Source organism: Sphaerimonospora mesophila, assembly GCF_001417795.1.
GTDB lineage: Bacteria > Actinomycetota > Actinomycetes > Streptosporangiales > Streptosporangiaceae > Sphaerimonospora > Sphaerimonospora mesophila.
In genome coordinates this window covers 254,368-266,176 of sequence record NZ_BCBX01000035.1, presented here as the reverse complement: position 1 = coordinate 266,176, position 11,809 = coordinate 254,368, and the positions used below count along the sequence as shown (strand labels likewise).

Below are 11,809 nucleotides of genomic sequence, written 5' to 3'. Positions count from 1 at the left end.
TCGCATCGATGAGGACGTCGACGGATGCCGAATGATCAGCACTCAGCAACAGATAGGCCAGCACAGCACGCGATCGCCGAGTGGTGAGCCTCACCTCCTGGCCGTCGCGCCAAACCACCGGATGTCCCAGGATTCCAAAGCGCATCAATTGAACGAGCCCTCTCAGTCCTCCCCTCTCGCATTATCTCCTATTCAAACCATCTTTGCCTCGTTAGCGTCCCTGTGAGTGGCGCATGGGTGATTAACGCATGTTTAGGGCGGTTCGTCCTTTCTGGGTTGTGGCTGTATGGCTGGGGTGGGCCACTTGGCACCCGAGAATCAAGAACGGGGTGAGGCGAGGGGCGGCTCAGTGGATGACGGACATCGACGTCGATCGGATCCGTGGGCGGACTACCGAGAAGTCTCATAGCGACGGAAAGGCGGTCTATACGGGTTGACCCCATCTATGGATATCGCTAACCTCGTCAATGGTCACGGGGTACGAGATTTACGAGTACTCCTGTGCAGCTCGTCTCGAACGTCGAGACGAATGTCTTGTCGACATGCAATCGCAGCCGTAGCAGGTGAGACTCGAGGGACTCTCGTTCGTTTCTTCGACGTAGTTCTTCGCTGTGCAGTTCTTGCGGATGGCCAAGTAATCGACGAAGTCCGGGCGGGGAAACGACTGTGGCAGAGTACTCGGTGATGGTCCCGTTCGTCGCGCAACGGCCGGAGCAGGTCCTGCAGTACGCCGCGATGGTGCAATGGACGAACGCTGAGCGCCTGTGGCAGGGCCAGTCCATGCTCGTGGAATCGCACCAGCAGGGGGCCTTCGCCGCCGGGATGGGCTTCCGGGTGCCGATCGGCATCGGCGTGTCCCTGATGCCGTTGAGCCATCCGTACCAGGCGGCGGTCCAGGCGCGCTCTCTGGCGATGAGTACCGGGCACCCCGTGATCGCCGGCTTCGGCCCCGGCCCCACCGTTTTCCAACGGAGCATGCTCGGCCGCCCCTACCGCAGCCAGCTCACGGCGGTGCGGGAGTATGTCCAGATCGTGCGCGGCCTGCTCGACGGCGACACGGTCGACGTCAGTGGTGAGTACTTCTGCTTCCAGGGCGGGCTGTACGACTTCCCCGCCCCTCGGGTGGATGTCGGCCTCGGCGTTCTGCGTCCTGGGATGGCGCGGCTGGCCGGTGAGGTCGCGGACGTGGCGATCACCTGGCTTACTCCCGCCTCCTACCTGCGGGACGTCATCGTGCCGGCCCTGCGGGAAGGCGCGGCAGCGGCGGGGCGACCGGTGCCGAAGGTGACCGCGATGGTCCCGCTGGCACTGCGGCGTGCCGACCGGGAAGCGGGGGAGATCGCTCTCGCCGGCAATGCGATGCACTTGAAATTCCCCCACTACACGGACATGCTGCGCCGCGCCGGGATACTCATCGAAGGTGTCGATCCGGCAGCGGACGCTCGGGCCCTCGTCGAAGGTGGGGCATTTCTCAGCGGTGATCTCGACGGGCTGGTGAAGCGGTTACGAGCCTATGCGGACGCCGACGTCGACGAGATCGTTCTCAACGTGACCGGCGTACTGAACCTGTTCGGTCCGCAGGCGGCGCTGAACGAGGTGAAGACCATCCTGAAGGCTGTGGCATAGCGTTCTCCTGACGAGCTCACGGGCCCGAAACCGAACGGCCACACCTCCGTTCACCCGCACACACCGCACGCTTCCCACGACCTTGGTCCTATCGGCAGATCGCCTGGAAAGTACTTGACGACTCGGAAAGCGGAAAGTACTTTCTGCATTGTAAATATTGGAGGGGCGGGCCGTCGGGAAGCCGGAGGAGACGGTATGAAGCCAGAGGAAGCGGCAGAGAACCTAGCGAACATCCGCCGGACTCAGGCGAAGGCGGTAACGCAACGATGGTTTCCGGCATGGTACTTGGGAGGGATCGGGCTGTTCCTGACCGGGCTCCAATTCATCACCGAGCCCGGCATTCCGAACCTGGTCAGAGTCGGTGTCGGGATTTCGATATTCCTCGGACTGGGCGCCCTGATCGCCGTGCTGGCGAGGACCCGGCGGATGACCGCCGGCAGCGGGCTGGCGTGGCCCGCTTTTCTGCCCGTGTTCCTGCCGTGGTTCTCGGTGGGGATCGGTCTCATGCTGGGGTTGATGTTCCTCTTCAACACCATGGGGATGACTTACTGGCGGACCTTCGGCAGCCTCGCGTTCGCCGTCTACCTCGCCCTGGGAAGCCCATTGATCTCCCGATGGTCCTCCCGGCGGATGGCTCGCAAGCTCGAAGAGGAACGTTGATCGATCTCGACCCGGTCATCCACGCGCCGGTCCGGCTGCGGATCGTCTCGCTGCTGGCCGCTGTGGAGGAGGCCGAGTTCGGATTCGTACGGGATGCCGTCGGCGTGAGCGATTCGGTCCTGTCGAAGCATGGCAGTGCGCTGGAGGCGGCCGGATATGTCCAGCTGCGCAAGGGCTACGTGGGCAAGCGGCCGAGGACCTGGTATCGCCTGACGGACCTGGGTCGCACCGCGTTCCGGACGTATGTGAGCCACCTGCAGGAGATCGTGTCCACCAGCGGCCTCACGGTGCTGCAGCCGGAAGCCACCCCACCCGTCGGCAATCCCGCTTCCGGCGTTCCCTGAGTGATTGATCGACCATCTCCCTGGAGCGATGATCGAATTCGAGATAGGCTCGTTTTCACTCGTGTAGACCGAGCGGGAGAAGGTTCGCCGTGACCGACCAGGATTTCCCCCCATCTTCGGAGCAGCCGGCGAGGGCACGGGAAATCGACACGAGCGTGCCGCAGAGCGCCAGGGTCTGGAACTACTTCCTCGGCGGCAAGGACAACTATCCGGTCGACCGGATGGTCGCCGAGCAGGCCATGCGCGTCTTCCCGCAGATCACCGAGATCGCCCGCAACGACCGGGGCTTCCTGAAGCGCGCCGTCCGGCATCTGGCCGGTGAGCTCGGCATCCGGCAGTTCCTGGACATCGGCACCGGCCTGCCCACCATGGACAACACCCACGAGGTGGCCCAGCGGGTCGCACCGGAGTCGCGGGTGGTCTACGTCGACAACGACCCCCTGGTCCTGGTGCACGCCCAGGCCCTGCTGACCAGCACACCCCCGGGGGTGACCGACTACATCGAGGCCGACCTCCGGCAGCCGGATGTGATCGTGGCGGCGGCGGCCGAGACACTGGACTTCGACCGCCCGGTCGCCATCATGCTGCTGGGCATCCTGCACTACATCCCCGATTACGACGAGGTGTGCACGATCCTGGCCAGGCTGCTGGACGCCGTGCCGTCGGGCAGCTATCTGGCCGTCACCCACTCGACGTACGACATCGGCGACGAGGCGGTCAGGAAGGCGAACGCCGACGCGCTGGCGGTCTGGAACGAGAACGCGCGGGTGCCGCTCACGCCCCGCAGCAGGCAGCAGGTCAGCGGATTCTTCGACGGGCTGGAACTCGTGGAGCCCGGCCTGGTCTCGATGTCCCGGTGGCGGCCGGAGGACACCCCCTTCGGCGAGCCCTCCGAGGTCGCCGGCTTCGCCGCCCTCGCACGCAAACCGTGAACCCGCCTCACCGCGAACCGTGAACCCGCAGCACGCCGCCGAACCCGCAGCCGAACCCGAACCCGAACCCGCAGCCGGCGCCGTTCAGGCGTCGCGGCGGGTGACGCGCAGCGCGGCCAGGCCGTACGGCACGGCGACGTAGGCGGCCATGACGGCCAGCGCGACCGGTGGCGACAGCAGGGAGCCGTAGACCGAGTCGGGGTTGCCGGTGCCGGCGAGCTGACCCGTGAGGGCGCTCGGCACCAGCGAGCCGATCCGCTCGTGCCACGGCGCCGGCAGATGGTTCACGACGATCGGGATCAGGTACCACACCGCCACGAGGATGGCGATCGACCCGGCGGCCGATCGGGTGAGCGTCCCCAGGAACAGCCCGATCAGCGCGAACATCGTGATCGACAGCGCCATCGCGAGGAACAGGGGGAGCCGGTCGGCGAACGGCTCAGCCGACTGCCCGGGGATCGGCCGGTCACCGATGATCAGGCGGCTCACGGCGAACGTGGCCACCACCGCGGCGAGCCCGCTGATGTACGAGACGGCCGCGACGACACCGGCCTTCGCGGTCAGCACCACACCCCGCGCCGGCATCGCGGCGAACGTCGTCCTGATCATGCCGGTGCCGTACTCACCGGTGATCGTCAGCACGCCGAGCACGGCCATGGCCAGCGAGGCGACCCACTCCGTGAGCGGCGCCAGATCGGACACGGCCGAGCGTGAGCGCTGCTCCGGGGACATGGCGTCCCAGGCGGTGGCCGCGTACACCGCAAGCAGGGCCATCAGGCCCACGAAGACGGCCAGGACCACGAGCACGATCAGGGTCGACCGCAGAGTGCGGATCTTCAGCCATTCCGCGGCGAGTGCGTCGATCATCGGGCGGTCCTCTCGGGCGATGATGCGTGGGCGGCGCTTCCGGCGGTGAGCCGCATGTAGGTGTCCTCCAGGGAGGTGGTGAGCGAGGTGACCTCGTGGACCGGGATCCCCCGCCCGGCGGCCAGGTCGCCGATCTCCCCCGCGTCGAGCCCGCTGACGGTCAGCCCCCCGCCCGGCTCGGTGACGACGGTCGCGCCCCTGGCCTTCAGCAGGTCGGCCAGCTCACCCGCCCTGGGGCTGCGGACCAGCACGCCCCGCTGGAACCGTCCGACCAGTTCCCCCACCGAGGTGTCCGCGATCAGCCGCCCGCGGCCGATGATCACCAGGTGGTCGGCCGTACGCTCCATCTCACTCATCAGATGGCTCGACAGCAGCACGGTGCGTCCCTCGGCGGCGAGGCCGCGCATCAGCTCCCTGATCCAGCGGACCCCGTCCGGGTCGAGCCCGTTGACCGGCTCGTCGAACAGCAGCACGCCGGGGTCGCCGAGCAGCGCAGCGGCGATCCCGAGCCGCTGCTTCATGCCGAGGGAGAACGTGCGGATCCGCTTGCGCGCGACCCCGGCCAGCCCGACCAGCTCGAGCAGGGACACCACCCGGTCCGATCCGATCCCGTTGCTTCGGGCCAGCCAGCGCAGGTGGTCGAGGGCGGTGCGCCCGCCGTGTACGGCTCCGGCGTCGAGCAGCGCGCCCACCTCACGCATCGGGCGCCGCATCTCCGCGTAACGGCGGCCGTTCACGAGGGCCCGTCCCGACGTGGGCCGGTCCAGGCCGAGGACCACCCGCATCGTGGTGGACTTGCCGGCGCCGTTCGGACCGAGGAACCCGGTCACCTGCCCTGGTTTCACGTGGAACGTCAGTCGGTCGACCGCGACGGCCGAGCCGTACCGCTTGGTCAGTTCGCTCACTTCGATCACGCACCACACGGTCCCGTCCGCGGGCCCCCGCGCGCATCGGACCCGGGTCCGGTTTCCGCGTGCCGGGCCAGGGCCGGGCTCAGACCGGGGGATGACCTACCGTGGGCGGAGGCGGCCCGGGGCCGGCCGGGCTACCGTGATGGACGTGGACGACCCGGACGTGCGGCCGCTGCTGCCCCGGCGGCTGCGCCGCGGTGAGCTGATCACGCTCGACGCGGCGGCCGGAGGCGGATACGCGTTCGTGCTCTTCCTCGGCTCGTTCGGGTACGCGCCGGCGATTCCGCTGTGGGCCCGGTGCCTGACCACGGCCGCGATCGGGCTGCCGGTGGCGGTCAGACGGTTGTGGCCGACGCCGGTCTTCTGCGTCACCCTCGCGGGGTCCGTGGCCGGTCTGCTCCTCGGCGTGGTGCGTGAGCCGTTCGCGGCCGCGGCCTACGCGCTCTACCTGGTCGCCGTCACCACCCCGCGCCGGCGGTGGGAGCCCACCTTCGCCATCGCCGCCGGCACGATGCTCCTGGCGCTGCTCGCGGTCATGGCCGGTCCGGCTCCGGAGATGGAGATCGACGCGCTCTGGGGGTGGGGTGCGCTCGGCTGCGTCGTGATGGGCGGAGCCTGGACGATCGGCCGGGCCGTGCGGGAGCGGCGCGGCTATGCCGCCCGTGCCGCCGAGCAACTCGCCGGGCAGGCCGTCGCCGAGGAGCGGCTGCGCATCGCCCGCGAGCTGCACGACGTCGTCTCCCACACGTTGAGCGTGATCGGGGTGAAGGCGGCGATCGCCAACCACGTGGCCGACGAACGCCCCGACGAGGTGCGTGACGCGCTGCGCGTCATCGAGGTGACGAGCCGGGAGGCGCTCGCCGAGATGCGGCACATGCTCGGCGTGCTGCGCTCGGGGGAGACGCCCGCCGATCTCGGGCCGCTGCCCGGGCTCGCCGCGCTGCCCGAGCTGGCCGACCGGGCGGCAATGGCCGGGGTCGGGGTGGACCTGGACGTACGGGTGCCGCGGCGGCTGCCCGAGGGCGTCGAGCTGTCGGTCTACCGGATCGTCCAGGAGGCGGTGACGAACGTGGTGAAGCATGCCGCCCCGGCCCGCTGCCGGGTCGTGATCGAGGAGACCGCCGGTGAGGTGCGGATCGAGGTGACCGACGACGGCCCGGGGGAGCGGGTCCTCCCCTCGGGGGCCGGCCACGGCATCATCGGCATGCGTGAGCGCGCCCTCGTGTACGGCGGGGCGTTCGAGGCCGGGCCGCGCCCCGGCGGCGGGTTCGTGGTGCGGGCCCGGCTGCCGCTCGACGCCTCCGCCCGGGGGTGGGGCCATGGGTGAGGTGATCCGGGTGCTGGTCGCCGACGACCAGGCCCTGCTGCGGGGGAGCTTCCGCGTGCTCGTCGACACGGCCCCCGACCTCAGCACGGTCGGGGAGGCGGGGACCGGGGCGGAGGCGGTGGAGCTGGCCCGCCGTGAGCTTCCCGACGTCGTGCTCATGGACGTGCGGATGCCCGGAATGGACGGCATCGAGGCGACCCGGCGCATCTGCGGCTCGCCCGAGACCGCGGGTGTGCGCGTACTGATCCTCACCACGTTCGACCTGGACGAGTACGTCTACGCGGGCCTGCGTGCCGGGGCCAGCGGGTTCCTGCTGAAGAGCACCCCACCGGGCGACCTGTTGTCGGCCATCCGCGTCGTCGCGGCCGGCGACGGCCTGCTGGCCCCTACCGTCACCCGGCGGCTGATCAGCGAGTTCGTCCGGGTGCCCCCGCCGGCGGCCCCGGCCGCCGGGGCGGCGCGGCTGAACGAGCTGACCGCACGCGAACGCGAGGTGCTGACGTTGATCGCACGTGGGCTGTCCAACGCCGAGATCTCCACCGGGCTCCACGTGAGCGTGGCGACCGTGAAGACGCACATCGGCCACCTGCTCGCCAAGCTCGGCGCGCGGGACCGGGCCCAGCTCGTGATCGCCGCGTACGAGAGCGGCCTCGTCTCGCCGGCTTCCCGGTGAACGCCGGGCCGTACGGCTGAGCAGGACGTCTCCCCCGGTCACCTCACCCAGGCGATCCACGTCACTCAGGCGTGCCGTCCCGCCGAGATGTCGCGGCGGCGGTTTCCGCGGGCTCGGGCGGCCGGATCCGGCGGCCGGAGATCTGCTCCGGTGCCATCACGATGAAATGGTCGCGATCCCCCGGCGCCCACGGTGACAGCGGCAGCCGCGACAGGCGGGCGGTCTCCTCCGGCTCGGACACGGCGCGTGCGTGTCCGACCGCGGTCACCGACCATCCCCAGCGCATCTCGGCGTCGAAGTCGTCGACCTCGAAGGCCACCACGGCGTTGCGCGCGGCCGCTGCGAGCTTCGAGCCGGCCATGGTACGGATGACGACGTTCCCCTCGAACAGGCAGAAGTTGACCGGCTGGACGGCGGGGAGGGCGCGATCCGTGAAGACGATTCTCCCGATGGGAGACGAGCTCAAAAGGTCGAGACACTCCTCGCGCGAGAGGATCTCCAAGCCGGCCGAATCAAGTTTCATGCCGTCCAGGATGCGCGCTCAGAGGTGGTCATCGTTAGGGGCGAAGGTCCTGTCATCGCCGCTGATCAACGCCTCTCCGCCGCATCGGCCGGGACCGCTGCCCGGAGGGGGGCGTTACCGCGGAAGCGATAATGGCGTGATGAGTGCCCGCTCAGAGATTTACGCCGGAGAAAAACCCACCGAGCGCACGTTGAAGATTCTCGTCTACCTGTCCCGGTGTGCGCAGCCGGTGGCCGCCAGCACTATTGCACGGGATTGCGGAATATCAAGATCGACGGTTTACCGGATCTTGCGCGTGATGGAACGTATGCACTTCGTGGTCCACCTTCCCGAGGAGGGACTGTGGGGCATAGGCATCAGGGCATTCGAGATCGGATCCGGCTACCTGCGGGCGGGAGTGCTCGAACGATCGGCGCGGCCACTGCTGGTGCGGCTCACTCAGCGCACCCGGATGACCTCGCATCTGGCCGTGCTGCACGGCGCCGACGTTCTCTACCTGTTGAAGCAGACGACGGCTGAGCCGGCTCGGCCGTTCATCACGGCCGTCGGCATCCGGCTGCCGGCGCATCTGACGGCCGTGGGGCGCGCGATCTTGGCCGCGCTTCCGGCTTCGCAGGCCCGGGCCATTCTGTCGGGGTCCTCCGGGCTCGTCATTCGCACCAACACGGGTCCGCGCCACATGTCGGAACTTCGCGCGATCCTTCAGGAGGATCGCAAACGCGGATACAGCATCGAGAGCAACAGCACGACAGAGGGCGTCTCATGCATCGCCGCCGCGGTCTTCGACCACGAGGGCCGGCCGATCGCGTCCGTCGGCGTGAGTTACCACCGAGATGTGGCGCCGGCCGGGGTCGAGCGGATCGCCCGGCATGTTCAGGAGACCGGTGATGAGCTCACCAGCCGGATCCGTGGAAAGCCCCCAGGGGCTCCTCAGGGGTGACCGTCGGTCGTTCGTCGTGTCGTGCGGGGCGGCGCCGCCCCGGGACGGCTCTCACGATTCACCAGGAGGACGAGCCCTGCCCCGCGAGCCCGTCGGGATCGTGCACCACGCGCCCAGCCACGACGGTCATCACCGCTGAGATGGAGGGAATGTGCGCCTCACCGATGGCCAGCACATCGTCGGAGAGCACCGCCAGGTCGGCCTGCATGCCCGGCTCGAGCCTGCCGCGTCGACGCTCGTCGAACGTCAGAAGGGCACCGCCGATCGTCGCCGCCCGCAGCGCCTGGTAACGGTCGATGCGCTCGTGCTGTGAGTCGAGGCGGCCGCTGCGGGACTCGCGTGAGACCGCATGCCAGATCGGCCCGAAAAGCGAGGTGGGGACGTTGTCGGTGCCCAGGCTTACCGGCACGCCGGCGCTGAGCAGGCTGCGCAGCGGCACTGGTACGCCACCGGTCTCCGCGGCCCGCTTCTCGCCCTCCCGGCCCTCTTTGTAGATGTAACGGTTGGTGTGGGTGGTCACGATCAGACCGAGTCTTCTGATCAGGTCGATATCGGCCGGCGTGAGGACGTTGATGTGCCCCAGGACCCAGCGCAGCCCGGCGATCGGGATTGCCCGATCGACCAGTTCGAACACGCTCAGCATGTCCGGTGTCATGGCCGCCACCTGGACTCCGGCCCGTGCGCACTCGACGAGCTCGGGCAGGAGTTCCGCTGGATCCAGCGACGAGCCGGGGTCGAACCCGGCCCAGCCGGTGTAGGGGCGAGCTTTCCGGCGAACATGGACCCCCGGAGACGAGTGCGTTGAACCGAGGCTGACACCGACAAAGCGGAGCATTTCATCGCCCTCGCCATCCCCTGCGACCGCCGACACACGCGCGGCGCGCAGGTGAGCTCGTTCGATGTCGGTCGCATCCGCCCACGGCAGGCTGAGCGGAAGCCGTGCCCTGACCGTCAGTTCCGACAAGCTCGCGACCCGGCGATATACGGCCCCGACCTCGTCGGCGACGCCGTGTCCTTCGTAGATCCCGGTGGTGCCGGAGGCGTTGTACGTCCGCATCGACCGCAGGAGCGCGGATCGCCGAGCCTCTTCGCCGAATCGGCCTGCCGACTGCGGTAGCAGGAACTCGACGGAAGGCTCGAACGTGTGCTCGTTCACGCGGCCGTTGAGCTCGCCGGAGACCGGGTCTCGCTCGAACTCCGCCCATGATTCACAGGCCCGGATGCCGTCAGGACCAAGTGCCTCCAGCGCGAGGCCGTTCATGACCGACCTCAGCGGGAGGGAGTGCCGCCAGTAGCCCCAGATCGGCCGGATGAACACCGGGTTTCGCGGTGCCACCCGGTCCAGCTGAAACCGGGTGGGAAACGGCTGTTCGCCCTCATAGTACGGTGGCTCGCCCAACGGCATGGTGACGATCCACTGCCCCGGTTCGGCCCCGGCCGCCAGTGACGAGATCCGGTCGAGAACCGCTTCGACCGTACGCAGACCCTCCATGGAGGCGAACACATCGCGCAGACCCTCACGGTCGAGGTGGGCGTGGCCGTCGACGAGGCCGGGTATGACCGTGGCCCCGCGGGCGTCCACGACTCTGGTCGCCGAGGTCGCGTGGGCCAGGACCTCTCGGTCCTCACCCACCACCGCGATCCTGCCTCCACGGGTGCCGAGTGCGCGCACCACCGGGCGGTCGCTCGTCATCGTGAGGATCTTCGCGTTGGTGATCGCGAGGTCGAGGTGGTGGGTGGCCAAGGTCATGCTCCTCTCAGCCGCTGACCAGTTCGAGCGCCACGCGGTAGGCGCCCCAGAACACGACGGCGACGCCGACGAGAGCCACGAGCGTCTGCCACCAGCGGTTGGCCAGGTCGCCCATCGAGGACTTTCGACTCGCGAGGTACACAAGGGAGACCGCGAGCAGGGGGAACAGGATCAGCGTGCTCGCGTTCGCCGCGAGGATGAGCTGGATCGGCGCGCCTCCGAAGACGAAGACGAGCAGCAGCGATCCCGCGATCGCCACGGTCGCCATCACACGGACCCGTCGGTGGTCGAGGCTGTCGCCGAAGCCGAGCGCATCGGACAGGACGTGACCACCGGGGACACCGGTCATGACGGATGAGAATCCCGCGCTGAACAGCCCGAGCGCGAACACCGCGACGGCGGCGACCCCGAGAGCCGGGCGCAGGATGTCGACCATGTCGTTGCCCGACTCGATCGTGGCGCCGGGAATGACCGTGGCGGCCGAGGCGATGATCGCGATCGTGAGGATGCCGGGCAGCAGCACACCGGGGACGGTGTCGTACTTCGTGGTCTGCCGGTACTCGAGGCGGCTCGTTCCCTTGTCACGCAGCGTGTACGCCATGTAGAAGGCGGCGTACAAGGACAGGTTCGTCCCCAGCAGCGCGAAAGCGGCGATGAGCCCACCCGGCACCTGCGAGGGCACCAGGCCGGCTGCCATGGCGCCGAGGTCCGGGCCCGAGATGACCGCCGTCGAGATGAAGGCCACGGCCATGACCGCCATGGCCACGACCATCACGCGTTCCAGCCGCTTGTAGGCGCCACCGCTCCACAGCAGCGCGATGGCCGCGGCCGCACAGATCGCGGAGAGGGGCTTGATGTCCATGCCGGTGATGACCTGGAGCCCGAGCGAGGCACCGATCATGCTCCCGGCCCCGAACGTGACGGCGAGGATGAAGAAGCAGATTCCCGCGATGACGCCGACAGGGCGAGCGATGTGGTTCTTGATGGCTTGAATGATGGACGTCGGGTAGCACATCGCGATGCGCACGGCCATGTCGGTGAAGACGAGCATGAGGATGCTCGAGAGGACCAGAAGCCAGAGGACGGTGTAACCCGACTCGGCCCCGAGAGTCGCCGACGCCACGGCATTACCCGGCCCGAACGTCAGGGCTCCCACGATGAAGGCGGGCCCGATGTATCGCAGCTTGTTCAAGGGGAGCGACCGACGCCGGCGGGGCGTCGCGTCGGCGGACTTGTGCGGGGGGGATACGGTCATC

The 11,809-nt window shown here is 68.7% G+C and carries 12 protein-coding genes; 7 read left to right on the top strand and 5 right to left on the bottom strand.

The window, feature by feature from the left end; translation table 11 throughout:
- The first annotated feature begins 684 nt into the window (after window positions 1–684).
- The 4 genes from AP234_RS15025 (at window position 685) to AP234_RS15010 (ending at window position 3,562) form a co-directional block, all read left to right on the top strand.
- Window positions 685–1,626 (top strand): LLM class flavin-dependent oxidoreductase, encoded by a 942-nt coding sequence (locus AP234_RS15025; protein ID WP_235558181.1) that lies wholly within the window; start codon window positions 685–687, stop codon window positions 1,624–1,626.
- A gap of 195 nt (window positions 1,627–1,821) precedes the next feature.
- Window positions 1,822–2,286 carry a hypothetical protein gene (locus tag AP234_RS15020; protein ID WP_055480269.1) on the top strand — a complete coding sequence of 155 codons (465 nt, stop codon included), beginning with the start codon at window positions 1,822–1,824 and terminating at the stop codon, window positions 2,284–2,286.
- Window positions 2,283–2,630 carry a winged helix-turn-helix domain-containing protein gene (locus tag AP234_RS15015; RefSeq protein ID WP_431998613.1) on the top strand — a complete coding sequence of 116 codons (348 nt, stop codon included), beginning with the start codon at window positions 2,283–2,285 and terminating at the stop codon, window positions 2,628–2,630. The genes AP234_RS15020 and AP234_RS15015 overlap by 4 nt, the downstream gene beginning before the upstream one ends.
- Before the next feature lie 89 nt (window positions 2,631–2,719).
- The gene (locus tag AP234_RS15010; RefSeq protein ID WP_055480267.1) at window positions 2,720–3,562 is read left to right on the top strand and encodes an SAM-dependent methyltransferase; all 843 of its coding nucleotides are present in this window, start codon (window positions 2,720–2,722) and stop codon (window positions 3,560–3,562) included.
- A gap of 84 nt (window positions 3,563–3,646) precedes the next feature.
- Here the strand turns inward: AP234_RS15010 and AP234_RS15005 are convergent, their stop codons facing one another.
- Window positions 3,647–4,429 carry an ABC transporter permease subunit gene (locus tag AP234_RS15005; protein WP_055480266.1) on the bottom strand — a complete coding sequence of 261 codons (783 nt, stop codon included), beginning with the start codon at window positions 4,427–4,429 and terminating at the stop codon, window positions 3,647–3,649.
- The gene (locus AP234_RS15000; RefSeq protein ID WP_055480433.1) at window positions 4,426–5,343 is read right to left on the bottom strand and encodes an ATP-binding cassette domain-containing protein; all 918 of its coding nucleotides are present in this window, start codon (window positions 5,341–5,343) and stop codon (window positions 4,426–4,428) included. The genes AP234_RS15005 and AP234_RS15000 overlap by 4 nt, the downstream gene beginning before the upstream one ends.
- Before the next feature lie 145 nt (window positions 5,344–5,488).
- Between AP234_RS15000 and AP234_RS14995 the strand changes: the two genes are divergently transcribed.
- Window positions 5,489–6,667 (top strand): sensor histidine kinase, encoded by a 1,179-nt coding sequence (locus AP234_RS14995; RefSeq protein WP_200926525.1) that lies wholly within the window; start codon window positions 5,489–5,491, stop codon window positions 6,665–6,667.
- A 1-nt stretch (window position 6,668) separates the two neighbouring features.
- Complete coding sequence (locus tag AP234_RS14990; RefSeq protein WP_055480431.1) at window positions 6,669–7,340, top strand: response regulator; 672 nt, start codon at window positions 6,669–6,671, stop codon at window positions 7,338–7,340.
- Between the two features lie 61 nt (window positions 7,341–7,401).
- On the opposite strand, the gene AP234_RS14985 is transcribed toward AP234_RS14990, so the two are convergent.
- Window positions 7,402–7,863, bottom strand: coding sequence for a pyridoxamine 5'-phosphate oxidase family protein (locus AP234_RS14985; RefSeq protein WP_055480265.1), 462 nt, complete (start codon window positions 7,861–7,863; stop codon window positions 7,402–7,404).
- Window positions 7,864–8,002: 139 nt separating this feature from the next.
- On the opposite strand from AP234_RS14985, the gene AP234_RS14980 reads away from it, so the two are divergent.
- Entirely contained in the window at window positions 8,003–8,803 is an 801-nt protein-coding gene (locus AP234_RS14980; protein WP_063842926.1) for an IclR family transcriptional regulator, read from the top strand.
- A 58-nt stretch (window positions 8,804–8,861) separates the two neighbouring features.
- Here AP234_RS14980 and AP234_RS14975 read toward each other — a convergent pair whose 3' ends face one another.
- Together AP234_RS14975 and AP234_RS14970 are read right to left on the bottom strand one after the other, a co-directional pair.
- Window positions 8,862–10,553, bottom strand: a complete 1,692-nt coding sequence (locus AP234_RS14975) for an amidohydrolase family protein (RefSeq protein ID WP_055480264.1) — start codon at window positions 10,551–10,553, stop codon at window positions 8,862–8,864.
- A gap of 7 nt (window positions 10,554–10,560) precedes the next feature.
- On the bottom strand, window positions 10,561–11,808 hold the full coding sequence (locus tag AP234_RS14970) for an Nramp family divalent metal transporter (protein ID WP_055480263.1): 1,248 nt from the start codon (window positions 11,806–11,808) through the stop codon (window positions 10,561–10,563).
- Between the last annotated feature and the right edge of the window lies 1 nt (window position 11,809).

Coding starts and splice junctions, on each gene's coding strand:
- AP234_RS15025 (WP_235558181.1), top strand. CDS start 685: ATGGTCCCGTTCGTCGCGCAACGGCCGGAGCAGGTCCTGCAGTACGCC.
- AP234_RS15020 (WP_055480269.1), top strand. CDS start 1,822: ATGAAGCCAGAGGAAGCGGCAGAGAACCTAGCGAACATCCGCCGGACT.
- AP234_RS15005 (WP_055480266.1), bottom strand. CDS start 4,429: ATGATCGACGCACTCGCCGCGGAATGGCTGAAGATCCGCACTCTGCGG.
- AP234_RS14985 (WP_055480265.1), bottom strand. CDS start 7,863: ATGAAACTTGATTCGGCCGGCTTGGAGATCCTCTCGCGCGAGGAGTGT.
- AP234_RS14980 (WP_063842926.1), top strand. CDS start 8,003: ATGAGTGCCCGCTCAGAGATTTACGCCGGAGAAAAACCCACCGAGCGC.
- AP234_RS14975 (WP_055480264.1), bottom strand. CDS start 10,553: ATGACCTTGGCCACCCACCACCTCGACCTCGCGATCACCAACGCGAAG.
- AP234_RS14970 (WP_055480263.1), bottom strand. CDS start 11,808: ATGACCGTATCCCCCCCGCACAAGTCCGCCGACGCGACGCCCCGCCGG.